The sequence below is a fragment of the Streptomyces sp. NPDC093064 genome, from assembly GCF_044754605.1.
Lineage (GTDB): Bacteria > Actinomycetota > Actinomycetes > Streptomycetales > Streptomycetaceae > Streptomyces.
On record NZ_JBIVPK010000032.1, the window covers coordinates 38,225 to 57,714 of the forward strand.

General features: G+C 72.5%; 18 protein-coding genes. 5 read left to right on the top strand and 13 right to left on the bottom strand.

The genetic code is table 11. The features are described from left to right. Window positions 1-483 precede the first annotated feature (483 nt). The 3 genes from ACIQFZ_RS29830 to ACIQFZ_RS29840 all read right to left on the bottom strand — a co-directional run bounded on the left by ACIQFZ_RS29830 (window position 484) and on the right by ACIQFZ_RS29840 (window position 3,664). The gene (locus ACIQFZ_RS29830; protein WP_383059612.1) at window positions 484-2,268 is read right to left on the bottom strand and encodes an N-acetylglutaminylglutamine amidotransferase; all 1,785 of its coding nucleotides are present in this window, start codon (window positions 2,266-2,268) and stop codon (window positions 484-486) included. Continuing rightward, a complete protein-coding gene (locus ACIQFZ_RS29835; protein ID WP_376652910.1) occupies window positions 2,268-2,420 on the bottom strand; it encodes a hypothetical protein in 153 nt (50 codons plus the stop codon). Before ACIQFZ_RS29835 ends, ACIQFZ_RS29830 begins: the two co-directional genes overlap by 1 nt. An 80-nt stretch (window positions 2,421-2,500) precedes the next feature. Beyond that, window positions 2,501-3,664: a YbdK family carboxylate-amine ligase gene (locus tag ACIQFZ_RS29840; RefSeq protein WP_376652911.1), complete on the bottom strand. Its 1,164-nt coding sequence runs from the start codon at window positions 3,662-3,664 to the stop codon at window positions 2,501-2,503. A gap of 253 nt (window positions 3,665-3,917) precedes the next feature. Between ACIQFZ_RS29840 and ACIQFZ_RS29845 the strand changes: the two genes are divergently transcribed. Further along, complete coding sequence (locus ACIQFZ_RS29845; protein WP_383059608.1) at window positions 3,918-4,928, top strand: aminoglycoside phosphotransferase family protein; 1,011 nt, start codon at window positions 3,918-3,920, stop codon at window positions 4,926-4,928. A 23-nt stretch (window positions 4,929-4,951) separates the two neighbouring features. Here ACIQFZ_RS29845 and ACIQFZ_RS29850 read toward each other — a convergent pair whose 3' ends face one another. The 7 genes from ACIQFZ_RS29850 to ACIQFZ_RS29880 form a co-directional block, all read right to left on the bottom strand. Further along, entirely contained in the window at window positions 4,952-5,428 is a 477-nt protein-coding gene (locus ACIQFZ_RS29850; RefSeq protein WP_365425072.1) for a hypothetical protein, read from the bottom strand. Beyond that, complete coding sequence (locus ACIQFZ_RS29855) at window positions 5,410-5,694, bottom strand: hypothetical protein (RefSeq protein ID WP_365425070.1); 285 nt, start codon at window positions 5,692-5,694, stop codon at window positions 5,410-5,412. Before ACIQFZ_RS29855 ends, ACIQFZ_RS29850 begins: the two co-directional genes overlap by 19 nt. Before the next feature lie 157 nt (window positions 5,695-5,851). Further along, on the bottom strand, window positions 5,852-7,093 hold the full coding sequence (locus ACIQFZ_RS29860) for a cytochrome P450 (protein WP_402692647.1): 1,242 nt from the start codon (window positions 7,091-7,093) through the stop codon (window positions 5,852-5,854). Window positions 7,094-7,150: 57 nt separating this feature from the next. Then, entirely contained in the window at window positions 7,151-8,545 is a 1,395-nt protein-coding gene (locus ACIQFZ_RS29865; RefSeq protein WP_402692648.1) for an NAD(P)/FAD-dependent oxidoreductase, read from the bottom strand. After that, a complete protein-coding gene (locus tag ACIQFZ_RS29870; RefSeq protein WP_365425066.1) occupies window positions 8,535-8,780 on the bottom strand; it encodes a ferredoxin in 246 nt (81 codons plus the stop codon). Before ACIQFZ_RS29870 ends, ACIQFZ_RS29865 begins: the two co-directional genes overlap by 11 nt. A gap of 237 nt (window positions 8,781-9,017) precedes the next feature. Then, entirely contained in the window at window positions 9,018-9,272 is a 255-nt protein-coding gene (locus ACIQFZ_RS29875) for a hypothetical protein (RefSeq protein WP_365425064.1), read from the bottom strand. A gap of 52 nt (window positions 9,273-9,324) precedes the next feature. Then, complete coding sequence (locus ACIQFZ_RS29880; RefSeq protein WP_402692649.1) at window positions 9,325-10,971, bottom strand: multicopper oxidase family protein; 1,647 nt, start codon at window positions 10,969-10,971, stop codon at window positions 9,325-9,327. Window positions 10,972-11,498: 527 nt separating this feature from the next. On the opposite strand from ACIQFZ_RS29880, the gene ACIQFZ_RS29885 reads away from it, so the two are divergent. Further along, window positions 11,499-13,484 (top strand): DUF1996 domain-containing protein, encoded by a 1,986-nt coding sequence (locus tag ACIQFZ_RS29885; RefSeq protein WP_402692662.1) that lies wholly within the window; start codon window positions 11,499-11,501, stop codon window positions 13,482-13,484. Window positions 13,485-13,861: 377 nt separating this feature from the next. Here ACIQFZ_RS29885 and ACIQFZ_RS29890 read toward each other — a convergent pair whose 3' ends face one another. Further along, a complete protein-coding gene (locus tag ACIQFZ_RS29890; RefSeq protein ID WP_365425059.1) occupies window positions 13,862-14,701 on the bottom strand; it encodes an ATP-binding cassette domain-containing protein in 840 nt (279 codons plus the stop codon). 240 nt (window positions 14,702-14,941) lie between these two features. Here ACIQFZ_RS29890 and ACIQFZ_RS29895 point away from each other — a divergent pair, with 240 nt between their 5' ends. Next, on the top strand, window positions 14,942-15,397 hold the full coding sequence (locus tag ACIQFZ_RS29895; RefSeq protein ID WP_383059602.1) for an ATP-binding protein: 456 nt from the start codon (window positions 14,942-14,944) through the stop codon (window positions 15,395-15,397). A gap of 28 nt (window positions 15,398-15,425) precedes the next feature. Here the strand turns inward: ACIQFZ_RS29895 and ACIQFZ_RS29900 are convergent, their stop codons facing one another. Beyond that, the gene (locus ACIQFZ_RS29900) at window positions 15,426-16,157 is read right to left on the bottom strand and encodes a L,D-transpeptidase family protein (protein ID WP_402692650.1); all 732 of its coding nucleotides are present in this window, start codon (window positions 16,155-16,157) and stop codon (window positions 15,426-15,428) included. Between the two features lie 135 nt (window positions 16,158-16,292). Between ACIQFZ_RS29900 and ACIQFZ_RS29905 the strand changes: the two genes are divergently transcribed. Further along, window positions 16,293-16,505, top strand: a complete 213-nt coding sequence (locus tag ACIQFZ_RS29905; protein WP_365436667.1) for a hypothetical protein — start codon at window positions 16,293-16,295, stop codon at window positions 16,503-16,505. A 340-nt stretch (window positions 16,506-16,845) separates the two neighbouring features. Beyond that, window positions 16,846-18,057 carry an FAD-dependent oxidoreductase gene (locus tag ACIQFZ_RS29910; RefSeq protein WP_365436673.1) on the top strand — a complete coding sequence of 404 codons (1,212 nt, stop codon included), beginning with the start codon at window positions 16,846-16,848 and terminating at the stop codon, window positions 18,055-18,057. Between the two features lie 96 nt (window positions 18,058-18,153). Here ACIQFZ_RS29910 and ACIQFZ_RS29915 read toward each other — a convergent pair whose 3' ends face one another. Continuing rightward, window positions 18,154-19,305, bottom strand: coding sequence for a S1 family peptidase (locus ACIQFZ_RS29915; RefSeq protein ID WP_383059598.1), 1,152 nt, complete (start codon window positions 19,303-19,305; stop codon window positions 18,154-18,156). Between the last annotated feature and the right edge of the window lie 185 nt (window positions 19,306-19,490).

The window sequence follows — 19,490 nt, forward strand, 5'->3', positions numbered from 1 at the left end:
TGCGGCCTTCCCGCTCGGGGCCCGCCCCGCTCGCGCCGGCCCGCTCTCCCCGGGAGGGTTCCAGGCTGTTTTCGCTCCGACCCCGGGCGGCGGGTGGAGGGCCGCCGGTCGCGTCTCCGGTTCGGTGTTCGCGCTCGGGGTCGGGCGTGTGGTCCGTCTGGCGGGGCTCGTCGCGGTCTGTGGTGATCCCGGCCCGGTCGGCCGGCGGGGGAGCCGCCTCGCTTCCGGTGCGGTCTCCCCGCGCGAGCCCCGCCCCGCTTCCGGTCCGTTCATCTCGCTCGGGGCCCGCCCCGCTTCCGGCCCGATCACCCCGCTCGGGGCTCGCGCGGCCCCCAGTCGGGTCGGTCCCGGAGCGGTCCGGTCCGGTTTGTTCGGGGGGTGGACACCCCCGCGCGTCACTCGGCGGGGCAGCCCCCGTGCTCGGCGGGGCAGCCCGCGTACCCCCCGCGTCCCCGGCCGGGAGCGGTGGTGAGGGTGGGCCGGTCAGCGGATTCCGTGGGTCTGCAGCCATATCTCCAGCAATGCAACCTGCCACAGCGCGTTCGCCCCGCGCTTGGTGCGATGGACGTCGGGCGCGGCGAGCAGCTCGTCGACGTAACTCTGGCGGAACAGCCCGCGGGCCCGCGCCTCGGGGGCGTAGAGGGCCTCGCGGACGCGGAGCAGCACCGGTGCGGCCATGTGCTTGATCGCCGGGACGGGGAAGTAGCCTTTGGGCCGGTCGACGACCTCCCGCGGCAGGACCTTGCGGCCCGCCGCCTTCAGGATGCCCTTCCCGCCGTCCGCGAGCTTGAGTCCGGGCGGGCAGGCGGCGGCCAGCTCGACCAGTTCGTGGTCGAGGAACGGCACGCGGGCCTCAAGCCCCCAGTCCATGGTCATGTTGTCGACCCGCTTGACCGGGTCGTCGACCATCATCACGTGGGTGTCCAGCCGCAGATCCGCGTCCAGCGCCGTCTCGGCGCCCGGCACGGCCATGTGCTCCCGTACGAAGTCGCCGCAGACGTCGTGGCCGGGCAGCACCGAGGGGTCCAGCATGCGCGCGAGATCGGTGTGCGGCCGGTCGAAGTACGTCTCGGCGTACGCGTCGGCCGCGCGGTGCCGGGGCACGCGCGCCATCGCCGGGTACCAGTGGTAGCCGGCGAAGACCTCGTCGGCGCCCTGACCGCTCTGCACGACCTTGACCTCCTTGGCCACCTGCTCGGACAGCAGGTGGAAGGCGACCACGTCGTGGCTGGTCATGGGCTCGCTCATGGCCAGGACGGCACCCTCCAGGGCCCGCGAGACCCGGTCGGAGGGAACCATCAGCTGATGGTGGTCGGTGCCGAAGCCCCGTGCCACCAGGTCGGAGTAGTGGAACTCGTCGCCCTCCTCGCCTCCTTCGGACTCGAAGCCGACGCTGAACGTCGCCAGGTCGCACTGCCCCTCGTCGGCCAGCAGCGCCACGATGAGGCTGGAGTCCAAACCGCCCGACAGCAGCACGCCCACCGGTACATCGGCGACCATCCGGCGCCGCACGGCCGTGCGCAGTGCCTCCAGGACTGCCTCCGTCCAGTCCTCCGCACTCAGACCGGCGTCCTCGGGGCGGCGCGTGTAGGCAGGCTGCCAGTAGCGGTCGTCGCGGTACGTGCCGTCCGGCTCGACGACCCGGACGGTGGCGGGCGGCAGCTTGCGTACGCCGCTCAGGACGGTGCGGGGCGCGGGCACGGTCGCGTGCCAGCTGAGGTACTGGTGCAGCGCGACGGGGTCGATGGAGGTGTCCACCCCGCCGGCCGCCAGCAGCGCGGGCAGCGAGGAGGCGAACCGGAGCCGTCCGGGCGACTCCGCGAGGTACAGCGGCTTGATGCCCAGCCGGTCGCGGGCCAGGACCATCCGCCCGCTGTCCAGCTCGACGATCACGAAGGCGAACATGCCGAGGAAGTGGTCGACGCAGAAGGCGCCCCACTCCAGGTACGCCTTGAGGACCACCTCGGTGTCGGACTCCGAGAAGAACTGATGGCCCCGCGAGGCCAGTTCGCGGCGCAGCTCGCGGTAGTTGTAGACGCACCCGTTGAACACGCCGACGACCCGTGCCCGGGGGTCGGCCATCGGCTGCGCGCCGCTGTCGGTCAGGTCGATGATCTTCAGCCGCCGGTGCCCCAGGGCTACGGGCCCCTGCGACCACAGCCCGCGGCCGTCGGGCCCACGGGGCGCGAGCCGGTCGGTCATGCGTTCCACCGCGGCCAGGTCCGGCTGCCGGCCGTCGAACCGGATCTCGCCGCTGAGCCCGCACATCAGACGGTCCTCCCTTCCGCGGCCTCCATCTCGGCGGCCGCGGGGGGTCTGCCGCCGGGGACGGACGCGTGCGGGACCCGGACGGAGGCCGGGACGGCCGGGCGGTCGGCAGTGGCTGCGGGGACGGGGGCGGGGACGGGGACGGGGGACATGGCGACCACTCTCCTGGGACGGTCGTCGGGCACCGCCGATGGCGGTGGCACGCTGGTCGGGCCGGGATGGGGACGGCCCCTCAGGCTCCGGCACCTCCGGCGATCGGGCTCGGACGGGGGGCACGGACGGGGCGGGCCGGCGCGACCGGGCGCGGGCCTGCGGCGCCGCGGGTCTCGGCGACCAGCAGGTCGATGCTGGCGAGCAGGTCCTCGTCCCCGGCCACCCGCCGCAGCCGGTGTGCGGCACTGCCGCCGGCCAGAGCCCGAGTGAGCAGTTCGTGCACGGCCTCCCAGTCGCCGGACGCCTCCAGCGCGGGCCGGAGCCGGGCCGCCATGTTGCGCAGCACCTCGGGGGCGGGGGCCGCGCGCCGGGTGAACGGGTCGACCAGTGCGCCCTCCAGGCCCGAGCGGGCGGCTCGCCAGGTGGCGGCCCGCAGCCACTCGTGGTGGCCGTCGCACCGGCCGCCGTCCCCGCGGGCCAGCCGGTCGCACGCGTCCCGGACCAGCGCCCGGAAGAGCCCCGCGACGAGCACGACCGTCTCCACGCGCGGACAGGCGTCGCAGATCCGCAGCTCCAGCGTGCGCTGGTGCGCGGAGGGCCGTACGTCGTGGTAGATCATGCCGGCGTCGCCGATGACGCCCGAGCGGATCAGCTCCTCCAGCGCCGCGTCGTACGCGGCGGCGTCGGTGTAGCAGCCGGGTGGCCCGGCGGTGGGCCAGCGCTGCCACAGCATCGTCCGCCAACTCGCGTAGCCGGTGTCCGCGCCGAGCCAGAACGGCGAACTGGCCGACAGCGCGAGCAGTGGCGGCAGCCACGGCGCGACCAGGCACATGGCGCGTACGGCGGTGTCCCGGTCCGGTATGTCGACGTGCACCTGCGCGCTGCAGATGAGCTGTTCGTCGGCGACCCTGCGGTACTCGTCGGCCATGTGCCGGAAGCGGCGCCCGGCGGTGACGTTGCCGGAGCTCACGCGGGCCAGTGGCACGGTGCCGGCGGCCACCGTGACGAGGCCGAGCGACGAGGCCGCCGTGTCCAGCAGTCGCCGAGAACGGGCCAGGTCCGCGAGGAGGGCGTCGAGGGTGTCGTGCACCGCGCTGTTGGCCTCGACCACGGACTGCTGGAGCTCGGAGGTGAATCCGGGCCTGCGTAGCCGGTCCAGTACGGCGCGGGCGCGTGGCACCAGCCGGCCGCTCTCCACGTCCAGCACGTGGAACTCTTCCTCTGCCCCGATGCGCAGCGTCACGTCACGTTCTCCCCTTGCCTGGGTGATCATCCGGCCGTCGCGTCCGGGTCCCACGGGGGACCACTGCGGCTCCGGGACCCCCGAGTGCCCAGGTCGGGACCTTCACAAGCCTCCCGACCGCCTCCGATGTCGCACGGCCCTCCGCCGACCGCGCGCCCCGCGCCCCCATGCGGGGCGGCGCCAGGGAGGTGGGGCCGGGCCCGCGGGAGGAAAATCCGTGGCGCACCGGCGGGCGCGATGCTGGGATGACCCGATGCGGGACCAGACGTCGATGACCGTGGACCGGGGCGGGTACCAGGACGCGGTGACACCGTGGGAGGAAGCGGCCTGGCGGGACGCCGCCCTGGAGTGGGTGGACGGCCGGCTCGCCGAGCGGGGACTACGCGCGGCGGGGGAGTTGAGAGTGCGGCTGCGGCCGTGGTCCGTCCTGGTCCGCGTGCCGGTCGAGGGGCGCGACGCCGTGTGGTTCAAGGCCAATCCGCCGGACAGCGCCTTTGAAGGACCGCTCACCGCGGCGCTGGCGCGCTGGGCACCGCGGTACGTGCTGGAGCCGCTCGCCGTGGACCCGGGCCGCGCCTGGACACTGCTGCCCGACGGCGGAGAACTGCTGCGCACCGTCCTCGACGACGGGCGGGCCGGTCCGCGTGTCTGGGAGGACCTGCTGCGCCGGTACGCCGGCCTTCAGCACACCCTCGTCCCCCACGCACGGCGGATCGAACTGCTGGGCGTGCCCGGCGCCCGGACCCGCGCCCTGCCCGACCTCTTCGACCGGGTTCTCGCGGAGAGTTCCGCGCTGCGGCCGGACGACCGTCGCAGGCTCGACGGTCTCCGGCCGCGTCTTGTCGCATGGTGCGAGGAACTGGCGGCCGTCGGCGTCCCGGACTCCCTCGACCACGCGGACCTGCACGAGGGCCAGCTCTTCCAGCCGGAGCCGGGCCGGTTCATCTTCTTCGACTGGGGCGACGCCGTGGTCTCCCACCCGTTCTGCAGCCTGCTCGTGCCCGCCCGCTCGGCCCGGAACCGGCACGGTCCGGAGGTGCTGCCCCGGCTGCGGGACGCCTATCTGGAGCCGTGGACCGGCGCGGGCCGCACCCGAGCGGAACTCACCCGCGCGGTGGCCCTCGCCTGGCGGCTCGCCGCGCTGGCCAGGGCCTGTTCCTGGGGCCGCGTCTTCCCGCCCGCGTCCGGCGGCGGCGCCGACACGCCGGCCAGCGCGGAGAGCGCGAGATGGCTGCTGGAGCTCTTCAACGAGCCGCCGTTGTGAACCACGCCCACGCGGCGGACGGATCAGTCCCAGAGGGGATAGGTCTGCACCTGCGGGTAGCCCTCCGGCCGCCCCGCCGGGAATTCCAGGCTCATCCGGGTGAAGTGCTGTACCTCCGGGCGCTTCTTCCAGGGTGCCGGGCTGTCCAGCCGCACGATCACCGGGTACTCGTGGAACCTTCCGGCCGCGCAGTAGGGCTTGCAGTCGTTGACGAGGTTGAAGCCCCTGGCCGTCGCGGACCGGTCGTTCCACTGCGACCACCGCAACGCGGACAGGACGCTGTTTCCGTCGCCGCAGGCGAGGATGAACGCGCCGGGTCGCTGCCGCGGCTTCCACAGGCAGTCGACCAGCACCGGCCGCCCGTCCGTCCGCTGCTCGGCGTGTGCCGAGCGCGCATTCCCGTCGGAGGCCGCCGGTGCGGCGGAGGCCGTACCCACACCTGCTGTGAGCAGCCCCGCGGCGCAGAGCGCGACCGCTGTCCTCATTGTGTGTCTGCCCATGTCCGCTCCCGGCCGACGACGTCCTGGTTTCCTAACGACGCTACGGCCGAGTCGGGCGACGTACCACTTGTGCGGGGTGATGCCGTGTTCGTGTCGAGTGACGGGTCGTCGTCCGCGTCCTGCTGGCAGGTGGCGCACAGTTCGTGGTGACCTTCGGTGGTGACGACGGTTCCCCAGCCCAGGCACTGCTCGCAGTCGCGGGCCAGGCCCAGATCGGGGTGGGGAGGAGGGGCGGGGTTGGCGCTGTGGTGGGCTCCGTACGCCATACGGGGGCGGCTCCTCGAAGCGGTGGTGGGGGGATGCGCACCATTTTGTCCCATTTTTGAGATCTGTCCAGACTCTTTTCCCGTGCTTGGGCCCGCACAGGACGTAACGGGCGCTGGATTTGGGGTTGACCCCGGGGCCGGCCGTGGCGTGGTGGCTCTACGAGCGCACCGAGTCGATGGCGATGTTCAGATGGCGCGGTCCGCGCAGCACAGCGTTCTGCCGGTAGGGCGGCGGGTCCTCCACCAGGCGGGGGTTGTCCAGGCGGCGGGTCAGCTCGGCCAGGGCGAGCTGCGCCTCCCGCCGGGCCAGCGGCGCGCCGAAGCAGATGTGGATGCCGCTGCCGAAGCCGAGGTGCTCGATGTCCTCGCGGTCGGGGTCGAACCGGTCGGGGTCCCGGAACCGCTCCGGGTCCCGGTTGCCCGCGGCGAGCATCAGCCAGATCCGCGCGCCCTTGGGAATCGTGACCCCGCGCACCTCGATGTCGGCGAGACAGGTGCGCTGCGGCACCAGCTGCACGGGAGGCTCGTAACGCAGCAGCTCCTCCACGATCCTGACGGACAGTCCCGGATCCTCGCGCAGCCGGTGCAGGTACTCCGGGTGGCGCAGCAGGGTGAGCATGCCGTTGGTGATGAGGTTGACCGTCGTCTCGTGGCCCGCGATCAGCAGCAGCACCGCCGTGCTGAGCACCTCCATCATCGACATGGTCCCGTCCGCGCCGTGACTGGCCGCCAGGTCGGACAGCAAGTCGTCGCGGGGCTCCTTGATGCGCTGCTCGACCAGACCGGCCAGGTACATGCCCAGCTGCATCCGGGCCTCCCGCGCGGCGCGCTGGAAGTCGTCGTCGGTGCGCTGCCGGGTCTCCGGGTCCATGGCGGCGACGATCGGGTCCACCCAGGCGCGGAAACGCGGCTCGTCCTCGCGCGGCACTCCGAGCAGCCGGCAGATCACCGTCACCGGGAAGGGGTAGGCGAACTGGTCGACGACGTCGATCTGCCGGGCGTCGCCGAAGCCGTCGATCAGCTCGGTGATGATCCCGGTGAGTTCCCCGGTCATGGAGTCGATCCGGTCGGGCCGGTGCGGCGGGCCGAAGGAGCTGTTGGCGATCCGCCTCAGCCGGTCGTGCTCGGGCGGGTCGAGCCTGATGAAGCTCGGCGGCAGCCCCGTGGCCTCCTCCGGTCCCGACAGCTCGTCCGCTCCGGCGGCGGTGAGGTTGGTGGCGTCCGAGCTGACCCTCGGGTCGTGGAGCAGCCCGAGGATGTCGTAGTACGAGCTCACGACGTAGGGGCCGTCCTCCTCCTCGTGCAGCACCGGTGTCTTGCGCAGCTCCTCGTAGAGCGGATACGGGTCGGCGCGGTTGGCGTAGTCGGTGATCCGGTGCAGGAGCGAGGCGTGCGTCATGTCGGGTCCTTGGGGCGCGGAGGTCCGGAGATCCGGGGCGGGAGGCGGGGCGCCGGTTCAGTGGCGGGCCGGCGTGAAGACCAGCTGCCGGTCGGCCGGGGAGTAACCGCTGAGGGTCACGGTCGGGCCGTGCGTCGGCAGCGAAGGGTCGGGGAAGTCGGCCGGCACCGGCTTGCGGCCCTCGGGCCGGCGGTCCACCGTCGTGAACTCCACCGGGAACGGCGCGCCCGTCTCGATCAGCCGCTGGTAGAACTCCAGCCACCGCGTGTTGTCGAAGCTCACGGCGGCGATCACGCGGCCCTGGTAGCCGTACACCCCGACGAACCGCCGCTCGGTCAGCGACCCCTGGGTGATCACGACCTCCTCGCCCATGGACGGTACGCCGACCGACTTGATGTTCACGCCGAACTGCGAGGACCAGAAGGCGGGCACCCACATGTGCGGGCGCCGGTCGGCGCTGGCGCTGATCATGTTGTGCGCGGCCACCTCGGCCTGGGCGACGGCGTTGCCCCAGTGCTCCAGGGACAGGAACTGGTAGCCGAACAGCGGATGCGGGGAGCGGGCGACGTCGCCGGCGACGTAGATGTCGTCGGTGACGATGCCCCGGAAGTCGAAGGCCCGGCAGCCCGCGTCGCAGGCGATGCCGCGCGGGCCGGCGCCCAGCCCCGAGCCCACCAGCCAGTCGGTGTTGCGGGTCGCGCCGAGCGAGACCACCACCACGTCCGTCTCGACGACACTGCCGTCGGACAGGTGCGCGGCCCGCACCCGGCCCGTCGCGTCGCCCTCCAGACCGGTGACCATGACCCCGGTGCGCAGGTCCACCCCGTTCTCGCGGTGCAGCTCCGCGGCCACCGCGCCGATCACGCCGCCGAGCGCGCCCACCAGGGGAGCGCCGGCCCGCTCCGCGACCGTCACCGCGATGCCCTGGTCCCGGCACGCCGAGGCGATCTCCGAACCCGTGAAGCCGGCCCCGATGACCAGCACCCGGCGCGGCGGGCCCTTCATCCGACGGTGCAGACGGACCGTGTCGTCCCGGGTGCGCAGCACGAACACCCCGTCCAGTTGGGCCTCGTCCTCCTTCGGCCAGGGCCGGGCGTGCACACCGGTCGCGATCAGCAGCCGGTCGTAGGGCACCTCCTCGCCGTCGGCCAGCCGCACCCGCTTGGCCGCCATGTCCAGGCCGGCCGCCGCGACCCCGAGCCGCCAGGTCGCGTCGATGTCCCGGCGCCGGGGCAGCTCGGTGTGGTCCGGGGACGCCATGCCGAGCAGCACCGCCTTGGACAGCGGGGGGCGGTCGTACGGCTCGTAGGGCTCGTCACCGATCATGGTGAGCGGTCCGGCGAACCCTTCGGCGCGCAGCGTCTCGGCGGCTCTGAGGCCTGCCAGTGAAGCACCCACGATCACGATCCGGCCTTCGCGTCTGAGCCACTCCTCGAACGCCTCAGTGGGCATCGGAGGCCTCCCGCCCGGCGCCGACGGGCTCCTCGTCCGCGTCGTCCAGCCCCTCTGCCGTGATCGCCTGCACCGGGCACGCCGCGACGGCGCGCGCGACCCTCTCCCGGTGCTCCGTGCCGGGCCGCGGGTTGTAGACCAGCGACTCCTCGCCGTGCATGGTGAACACACCCGGCGCGAGGAACGCGCACTGCGCGTATCCCTGGCACTTGTTGAGATCGACGACAAGCCTCATTGGCGACCCGCCCTTCCGGCGGCCAGGTCCTCAGGAACCTCCCGCTCGGCGGGCACCCTCGGACGGCGGTCATCCCACGTCAGGATCGAAGCCCCGGGGCACTCCCCGCGCGTCAAGGCCCGCCGATGGAGTGACAGGGCGGCGCGGCGGAAGGAGCGGCGGAGGCCGACACCGGGGGCCGAGTCAAACGGCCTGCGGCGGCCCGGGCCGCGCCCGGGGGCCGCCGGCCATCAGCGTCTATGCGAAGTGGCGGCCGAAGTCCCGGGCGGCGGGCCCGTCGGAGGCGCCGGGCGAGTGCGCGACCGCGAGCACCGCGCCGGCGGCCGCGGCAGCCCCGAACATGGCGGCGAACGGCACGAGAGCCAGTGCCGCCCGCACCGGACCGCGCCGCGCCGAGTCGGTGGACCCCTGGAAGGTGACCGCTTCCGCGCCCTCGGGAATCCCCAGCCGGATCAGGACCATCGCCGCCGCGAGCAGCAGCGCGAACAGCACCCTGGCGGCCCGGCCGCGCGCGGCGTCCGCAGCGGCGGCTCGGGCACTTCGGTCACTTGAGGTAGCCGAGGATGGTCATCATCCCGGATTCGGAGTGGTACTGGTTGTGGCAGTGGAGCATCCACAGGCCCGGGTTGTCGGCGTAGAAGTCCACCACCAGCCTGTCGTGCGGCAACACGATCGCGGTGTCCTTGCGGGCTCCGCGGCCCTTGGGGCCGGTGATGGCGAAGGTGTGGCCGTGCAGGTGCAGCGGGTGCCACATGCCGGTGTGGTTGAAGAAGGTGATCCGGACCCGCTCGCCCCGGCGGATCGGATGGCGCTGCTCGACCGAGTACGGCCTGCGGTCGAAAGCCCAGTTGTACCACTTCATGTTGCCGGTCAGTTTGATCTGGATCTCGCGGTCCGGCTCGTCGTCGGAAAACGCCACCGAGTCGGCGGGAGCCAGCTCGTAGGCGGACAGGAAGCGGCCGTCCAGCTCGTCGGGGTGGACGGAGGACGCGGGCAGGTTCTTGGACTTTCCGGTGTTCAGTACGGCGAGTGCGCGCGCGTCCTTGCCCTCGGCCAGCGCGACCAGGGGGAACACCCCGTCCTTGGCGGTGATGACGACGTCGTAGCGCTCGGCCATGCCGATCACCAGCGCGTCCGTCGTACGGTGCTCGACCGGGTAGCCGTCCGTGTGCGTCACCGTCATCTCGTGACCGCCCAGGGCCACTCGGAAGGCGGTGTCGGCACCCGCGTTGATGAACCGGACCCGGATGCGGTCGCCGGGACGGGCCCGGAAGACCGACGGAGCGTGCGGGGCACGGCCGTTGACCAGGTAGTAGGGGTAGTCGACGTTGCCGCCCATGCCTTGCAGGATGCGGCTGCCCCCGCGCCGCAGGATGCGGTCGGGGCCGTGGGACGAGCCCTGCGGGGCCGAATGCCCGCCGTGGCCGCCGCCGTCCATGTCCATGCCATGCATGCCCTTGGGAATGGGGCCTTTGACCTTCTGCAGTTGCGCGAGCACGCCATCCGGAGTGGAGCCGGCCAGGCCGTCCAGCCAGTCGTCCAGGACCACCACCCACTCCTTGTCGTACGACAAGGGCTCCTTGGGGTCGTCGATGATCAGCGGTGCGTACAGGCCGCGGTCGAGCTGCATGCCCTCGTGCGAATGCAGCAGGTACGTCCCGGGGTGGGACACGACAAAGCGGTAGTTGAACTCCGAACCGGGCTTGATGGTCCTCTGGGTCAGTCCCGGCACGCCGTCCATGTCGCAGCGCAGGCGCACACCGTGCGAGTGCACCGTCGTCCCCACGGGCAGGCGGTTGACGAGCGTGAGGTCGAGGATGTCACCCGCGGTGGCCCGGACCGCCTCGCCGGGGATCCTGTCGCTGTACGCCCAGGTCTTGACGGTTTTGCCGGACACGTCGAACGACGTCTCACGGGTGGTGAACTTGTACTTGCGCACCCGCCCGGCCCCGCGCTTGCGCTCGGCGGCCAGGACCTCCGGGTCGGACGGGTTCACGTACCCCTTGGGCCCCTTGGGAACGAACGGGCGGAAGCCTTCGATGGTCCCGGGGCCCTGCGCGGACCCCGAGCTCTGCCCAGAGCTCCGAGCGGACCTCGAGTCGGAGTCGGCCCCGTGGCAGGCGGTCAGGAGTCCCGAAGTGGCAGCCGTGACCGAGGCGCTGAGCAAGGTGCGCCGCGTATATGTGTGCATGACTCGAATAACACACGTTTTGCGCCGATATGTGGGAGAACTGGCGCGGCGCGTCTGGTGATCTCGGCAACCATTGCCTTGGCGGCGGGGCGATACGGGGCATGGCCCGCGCGGCGACGTGCCGGGTCCGGGTATGTGCGCTATGCTAGATCTTGAGCGAGTCACCGGAACTCCCGGTGGTCAGCTGTGCGTTGGTGGTCCAAGGAAAGACGCCCCGCTTCCTGCGGGGAGATGCAGGTGCAAGGCCTGCCCGGCGCTCGTGGACAAGCCTCACTCCCGTGACGGGAGTGGGGCTTTCGTCTTGCCCGCCGAACGGGCGTTCGCACCACACGCCGATCCACGAGGCGTTGATCGTCGCCGGCCGTGCGATGCGGGGAATCCGCGGGGCGCTTGAACATCCCCGGGCCGAACTCCGTATGGGGCGGGGGGATTCACATTCCTGGCCGGTCACCATGCGTAGGAGAAGTTCGGTGAGACGCAACACGCGCAGACGACCCACGGGCCCGCGACGCGCCACGCTCGGCGCGATGGCGCTCATCCTGGGCGGAGGCGGGCTGATGGTCGCCAACGTGTACGCCTCCGCCACCGAGGACACGTCGACGGTGCGGTCCGCCGGGGAATCGGGCCGCGACCAGAGCCCGGCGGCGGGAGGTGCCACGATCGACTGCCCGGACGTCGGAGCCGGGCTGGCCGCGGTGCCGCAGGAGGCGAAGGCGACCGTCGACGAGCAACTCGCGGTTCTGGACCAGCAGATCGCGAGCGCGTACCAGCAGATGCAGGACGCGGTTCAGGACGGGCGGCTCGACGTCGGTGCCGTGGAGAACACGATTGTCAGTCCGCTCAAGGAGCAGCGGGCCGCGACGATCGGGACCATCGCCGACGCGATCGAACGGGCCGGGGAGCGGCCCGAGGGGCTCGACGGCCTCGCGGCCTGCACCTTGCGCACCTCCGGCATCCAGGACGGCGGCGGGGAGGCGGGTCAGGAGCAGGCCGGCCAGGAGCAGAGCCCGCAGGGGGACGGGCAGCAGGAACCGCAGCAGGGCGCCGACGGCGGAGGCCAGGCCGGCAACGGCCCCGTGGCCGCGGACTACGCGGACATCACCACCGTGCAGCCCGACGCGCGAAAGCCCCGTGAGGAGGCGGACGCCGCACGCGGCAGCTTCGCCTCCAGTTGCGGAGTGAACGAGGGCGGCCTGTTCAACTCGGACAACGTGATCGTCGCCCCCGGCGTCACCAACGGCGCCCACCACTTCCACGACTACATCGGCAACCAGGCCAACAGCGCCTTCGCCAGTGACCAGGACCTGGCGAACGGTGACACGAGCTGCGCCGACAAGGGCGACAAGTCCACCTACTACTGGCCCGTGCTGCGCCTTCAGGACGGAACCCGGGAGCGGGACGCCGACGCCCCCGGCGGCGGGACCGAGGGCAACGCGGGCAGGATCGTGACGCCGAAGCAGGTGACGCTGTCCTTCGAGGGCAGTCCGCGCGGCAAGGTGACGGCGATGCCGCGCTTCCTGCGCATCATCACCGGAGACGCCAAGGCGTTCGTCAACGGCCCCGCCAACGCCAACGCCTCCTGGTCCTGCACCGGTTTCGAGGACCGGCAGCTGAAGGACAAGTACCCGCTCTGCCCCGGGGGCAGCGACGTGGTGCGCACCTTCAGGCTCCAGAGCTGCTGGGACGGCCGGAACACCGACAGCGCCAACCACCGTACGCACGTGGCGTTCGCCGACGCCGACGGCAACTGCCCGGACGGATTCCGGGCGATCCCGCAACTCGTGCAGCGCATCGTCTACGGCGTCGACGCCCCGAGCCTGGACGATGGTGGCGCAACCACCCCGCTGTTCGCCGTGGACTCCTTCCCCGAACAACTGCACAAGCCGGGCACGGACCACGGCGACTTCATCAACGTCTTCGACGACGACCTGATGCGCAGGCTGGTCGACTGCGTCAACAGCGGCCGCCAGTGCGGCGCCGGCGCCGACCAGGGCTCGGAGTCCGGCGAGCAGCCGGAGAAACCGCAGGAGCCGCAGAAGTCGCAGGAGCCCGAGGCAAAGCCGACGCAGACCTCGGGCACGCGGCCCGGAGGCGGCGCCGACAAGAGCGCCGACAAGGGCGCCGACAAGGGAGCGAGTACGGGCGCGGGCCGGACCGACAACGGCGCCACGACCGGGACGGACACGGGCGACGCCGGGGGCGAGAAGTCCGCGGAGCCCGCGGGCGGTGCGGTGGAACCGAAGGCCGATACCTCGGGCGCGGCCGAGCGGAGTGCCACGGGTGGCGCGTCCACGAGCGCGACCGGTGCCGCGAGCGGCGGCGAGGTGGGCACGCCCGCCTACACACCGGCTCCCGGCGGAAACGGCCAGGCGGCCGGCGCGCAGACCGAACCGCAGGCCGTCAGGGGCAGCCTGGCCGAGACCGGCGCCCGGTTGTGGCCCGCGGCCGCCGGGGCGGTGCTCGTGACCGCGGGCCTCGTGCTGCTGCGGCGGATCAGGCGCGGCGCCGTCTGACGGCGCCACAGGCCGCGAAGGGGACGGCGGTGGGACCGGTCTCGTGGTCCCACCGCCGCCCCTTGGTCTCACTCGGCGCGGGCGAGGCCTCTTCGGGCGTTGTTGTAGATGCGCATCAGGTGCTTGGCCACAGCGCATGGAATGTCACGCGCATGACATTGCCGACACGTCTTGATGTGCTGTTCGTAGTCGGAATGCGCTTGCTGCAGAGCAGCGTCTGGAGACGGCATGGGGATCCTTCACACGGGGTGTCGGGCGGCACGGTGCGCCCGATGTGACGGGAGAGAAAAGCCCGGAGCCAAAGTTGATCACGTTACTTCGGGTAGCGGAAAGCGCCATCGGACCACCTGGTACGACGGATCGGACGGCTCCCCGCCTCACGCGCTCCCGGGGTTCTGCCGCCCGGAATAGGCCCACCAGCGGCCCTCGTGCCGGTTCACCGCGATCGGGCGGCCGAAGCACGCGGTCAGCCAGGGTCCGGTCAGCACGTCCTCGACGGGTCCCTGGGACAGGATCCGGCCCTCGCGCAGCAGCAGGGCGTGGCTGACAGCGGGGGACAGCTCCTCGAGGTGGTGGGTGACCGTCACGGTGGCGAGCCGCGGCCGCCCCTGCGCGAGCCGGTGCATGGCCTCGACCAGATCCTCGCGGGACGGCAGGTCAAGGGCGTTGAACGGCTCGTCGAGGAGCAGCAGCGCCGGTTCGGCCATGAGGGCCCGGGCGATGAGGACGCGCGCCCGCTGCCCGCCCGAGCAGACCCCGTACGGCCGGTCGGCCAGGTCCTTGATCTCCAGCTCGGCCAGCAGCTCGTGGGCGCGCTGCCGCACCTCCTCGTCGTACATTCGCCACAACGGCTGCACCGTGCCCGTGTGACCGGTCAGCACGACGGTGTGGGCGTCGAGTTCCCCGGGCACGCGCTGTGCCGTGGTGACGTGCCCGATGCGCGCGCGCAGTTCCCGCACGTCGACGCGGCCCAGCAGCTCGCCGAGGACCTCGACGCTGCCGGTCGTGGGGTGCATCAGGGCGCCCAGCAGCCGCAGCAGTGTGGTCTTCCCGGCGCCGTTGGCGCCCAGCAGCGCCCAGTGCTGTCCCGCCCGCACCGTCCAGTCGACGCCGTCGAGGATCACCTGCCCGGTCGTGAAGCGGCGGACGTCCACCTCGCGAAGGGCGACGACGGTACCGGGCTCCCGCGTCGTCCGCTCCGCGGTGTCCTCGGCCATTCTGGGCTCCCCTCGGCGTCGAGGCCGTCGCTCGACCGGCACCACGAACGGTAGATGCATCCGGCACCTTGTCGCCGAGCTGTCCGGGTCGTGGACGCGGCGAGGCCGCCGCCGGATCACCGCCCGGTGGGCCGCGCCGGGCGGTCGCCCCTGTGACGAAGCCGACACGAACACCGCACGCGTGCCCGGCGGGAAGAGGGGTATGCGCACGCCGTGAACAGGGCGGTGAAGGCGGTTGGGATGGAATCCGTCCTCCTCGGTGACGAGGAGCCGACGCCGGACACCGGCGTGATACGCGTGGCGGCGGCCCTCGACGGCGACGGCGCGTGCATCGCCGAGGCCCGCCATCTCGCGGCCGAATTCCTGGGCCGGGCGCGGACCGGCCACGGGCTGACGGTCTCGAACCGGGCCCTGGACCTGACCCAGCTCGTGGTCAGCGAACTGGTCACCAACGCCCGCAAGTGCGCCTCCGGCCTCATCCTGATGGACCTGCTGATCGCCGGTGACGCCGTGGACATCGCGGTCTGGGACAGCGATCCGGTGCTGCCCGTGGCCCGGGCCGCCGATCCGGGGCGGGTGGGCCAGCACGGTCTGGAGATCGTGATGGCCGTGGTGGAGCGGTTCGAGGTGCGGCGCGAGCCGGTGGGCAAGCGCGTCATCGCCCGCGTCAACCTGCTCGACGCCGCGCGCCCCTGAGGCGGCACCGGCCGGCGGTCGCGCGGCGTCAGGTGTCGAGTTCCGCCTTGTCCCCCATGACTACGACCGGGTGCTGACGCGGGTCGAGGGAGCGCAGTAGATACCGCATCGCCGGCTTGGACAGGGTCACGCACGCGGACGTGCCGCTGCCGTGGTCCATGTGCAGCCAGATGCCGCCGCCCCTGGACTGTCCTTCCGGCCGGGTGGGGTCGTTGGGCGGCGTTCCCTTGACGCGGTTGAAGTCGATGGCGATGACGTAGTCGAAGTCGTGCCAGGCGTTCTTCGTCCAGTACCGGGGAGCCTGGAACGCGGCGGACCGGGTGTACGGCAGCCCGGCCCCGGGGTCCTCGAGCACGCCGCCGGCGTCGCTCAGCGTGAACACCCCCACCGGTGTGCGCTGGTCCCCCTCGTGATGGTCCGTCGTCCAGCCCTTCCTGCCGTTGTGGGCCGGCCAGGAAGCCGTCCGCTCCCAGCGCGAGCCGTGCTCGGTGAAGAGCTCGACCGTCGAGTCGGGGGAGTCCGGGCCCGCGCCGTAGACCGCGATCACCTGGCGGGACCCGGCCGGCACCCGATGCCACATCCTGTCACCGATGCCCGGCACCCGCCTCGTGGACGCGTCGCGTCCGGGCGCATGCTCCGCCTGCCCGCCGTGGCCGGTCGCGCGCCGGTGGCCCGGGTCGCCGCAGGCCGTCAGGGACATCGCCAGCGCCCCACCGGCCGCTACCACGGCCGCCGTCCGCAACGCTCCGCCTTTTCGCATGGGCTCCATGATGGCACCGCCCCCGGCGCGTTTTTCACCTGAATGGCCGCCCGTGGCTGCGTGCGGATGGCCCACTCGGTATCTCCTTGAGTGAGAGAGGCGTCCATCGAGGGAGTGGAGCCGATCATGTATGAGATGTGTGCAGGAGTAGAGACGCCCGGTGGGGCTGTGGTCTGGCACGTCATGGCCAAGCACACGACCACCACGCTGTGCGGCCAGAAACTGGGTCAGCACGTCGACGGCGCGAGCGCACAGCGGGCTGGACACTGTTCCACCTGTATGGCGTTGTTCGGGAAGCTGATGACCGCACCACCCGCGGTCGGCTCTCCGGCCGCCACGGACCGCTAGGTCCTGAACACCCGGCTCCCGTCCTCCGCCGCGAGGACGGGAGCCGGGTGTTCGTTCTCCCTCTCGTCGAGGCCCGCGCGGTGCGGCCGGTCAACGCTTCGACCAATTTTTGGCAACGTGCCCCCATATCGCATTCCGGCACCGGTCGATGGGTAACACTGAGCGGCGGAGGGGGGAGACGTGCGGCGGTGCTCTGCCGGCGCGCACATCCCGGAGTGTCGCGCCGGCCTTGGGGAAGGCGGCGAGGGGATCAGCGGGGGGATGCATGACGCAGTCGCTTCCAGGGCAACGGCCTGCCCGCGGGGGAGCGCAGCGGGGGCGCCGGGCGTTTCCGGTCGTGGTGGTCGGGGCGGGGCCGTACGGGCTGTCGGTCGCCGCGCACCTGCGCGGAGCGGGGGTCCCGGTGCGGGTCTTCGGGGAGGTCATGGGCAGTTGGCGGCACGCCATGGCGACCGGGATGTTCCTGAAGTCGACGCCGGACGCCGTCGATCTGTCCGCACCGGAGCCGGGCGGGCGGCTGGCGGACTTCCTCCAGGTGCACGGCGAGCCGGAGTTGACCGAACTGACGCCCATCCCGTGCGAGGTGTTCGTACGCTACGGACAGTGGTTCCAGAAGCAGTACGTCGGTGAGGTGGAGCCGGCCCGGGTGGCGGCCGTCGACCTGGCCGCGTCCGGTACGGGGTTCGCCGTACGGCTGGACGACGGACAGGAACTCGCCGCCGCCGCCGTGGTCGTGGCCACCGGCCTGAACGGACTGGCCCACATACCCGGCGAGTTGCGCGGCCTCGTGCCCGAAGGCCCGGGGCCCGAGGCGCCGGTGTCGCACACCAGCCAGCACACCGACCTGTCCCGGTACGCCGGTTGCCGGGTCGCCGTGGTCGGCGGGGGCCAGTCCGCCCTGGAGAGCGCCGCGCTGCTCCACGAGTCCGGTGCGCGGGCGCAGGTGCTGGTCCGGGAGAGCGACGTGCTGTGGGGGACGGTGCCGGAGCAGGCCAGGTCCTGGGCGCGGCGGATCGGCAGGCCCGCCTCGCCCCTGGGCACGGGCTGGATCCTGGCCGCGGTCTGCCGGGCCCCCGGCGCGGTACGGCATCTGCCGGCCGCGGCCCGACTGCTGCTGTTCCGGCGCGCGTTGCGGCCGTCGGGCGGCTGGTGGCTGCGGGACCGGGTCGAGGGCGTGGTGCCGGTGCGCACCTCGCGCCGGGTCGTACGGGCCGAGACCGCCGGGTCCGTCGTACGGCTGGACGTCGCCGGGCCGGGCGGCGTTGCGGAGGTGCTCGACGTCGACCATGTGCTGGCCGCCACCGGCTACCGTCTGGACCTGGACGCCGTTCCGTTCCTGTCGCCGGCGGTGCGCCGTGCGCTCAGGCAGGTGCCGGGTTCGAGGGCACCACGGCTGAGCCCGGGGTTCGAATCGTCGGTGCCGGGACTGTACTTCACCGGATCGCTCGCCGCCCCGATGTTCGGGCCGATGATGCGCTTCGTCGCCGGCACCGGGTACGCCGCGGCCCGGGTCGCCCGGGACAGGGCCCGCAGGGTGGCCGACGCCGGATGACCGCGCCCGCCGTCCCCCGACTGCGCGCGCGGCCCGTCGCCTCGCCGCGAAGGGGGTTCCGGCCGAGCCCGGCCGGAACCCCCTCGTCAGTGCGGGTCAGGCGGTGTGCAGGGTCAGTCCGTAGCGGTTGAGGATCTCGTTGACCGGCTGGAACCAGGTCTCCCCGCCGCCGGAGCAGTTGCCCCAGCCTCCGGAGGTGACGCCCTGGGCCTGGTCACCGCTGATGAACGAGCCGCCGGAGTCGCCCGGTTCGGCGCACACGCTGGTCTTCGTCAGCTGGTGCACGGCGCCCTGGCTGTAGTTGACCGTCTCGTTGTGCGCCAGCACGGTGCCGCAGTGCCAGTGCGTCGTCGAGCCGGAGCGGCAGACCGAGGCGCCTACGGGTGCCACGGCGGAGCCGCGCACCAGCTGGTCCGGGACGGTGCCCCAGCCGAGGACCACCGGTACCGTCCACCAGCCGCTGCCGACGCTGACCCAGGCGTAGTCGTTGTCGGGGAACGAGGACCCCTGGAAGGTGCCGATGTACGAGCCGTCCCAGCCGCTCACCCCGGCGCCCGGTTGGCCGCAGTGTCCGGCGGTGACGAAGCCGCCGTACACCGAGAAGCCGATGGAGCAGCGGACGTTGCCGGTGTAGTAGGGGTCGCCGCCGACCGTGCCCGCCGCGAAGGTCCGCGGCGGTGCGGAGACCGTGCGGACGGTGACGGGGCCGGCCGCGCGGGCCTGGGAGAGGAAGCGTTGGACATCGTTGTCGGAGCGCGCGGCGCGGACGACGTCCACGACCACCGTGTTGGCCTTCGGGTCCACCCGCCAGCCGCTCACGCCCTGGGGTGCCGACGTGCCGTCGAGGCGGGCCTTGGCCGTGTCCAGCTGTCGTGCGCTGTGCTGGACGGTGCGGACCGTGGCGCCGGTGGTCCGGACGGCGCGCAGGGTCGAGTCGGAGGCGCCGGAGGTGACGGCCACGGTGAGCCGGCCGGTCTCGTCGTCGAACCACGAGCCGCCGTAGGCGGATCCCGCGGCCGCGCGAGCCTTCGGTTCCGCGGCCGTGGCGGTCCGCTCGGCCGCCAGCCGCGCCTCGGCCTGCTGCGCGGAGAGTCCCAGGTCCCGCTGCATCGCCTGGAGCAGGCCGGGGGAGGTGGCGGGTGCGGCGGCGGGGGTCGCCGCTCCGGCCGGCGAGGTGCCCGCCACGGCCCAGCTGCCGAGCAGTACGAGTGCGGCCACGGTCACGCGGTGGAGTCTGGTGCGTCTCACAGGGGTGCCCTTCGTCGTTCCAGCGAGGTGGGGGTGGAACAACCGCGACCTGAGAGCGCTCTCAACCGGGTCGGGGAGCAGCTTAGCGGGACCATGTGATCAGGTCCATGCCAATAATGGGATTCGCGCCGGGCTTGTCTGCGGCCCTGTTTGCCTAATGGGCTTAGGCAGATATTCAATGGCTT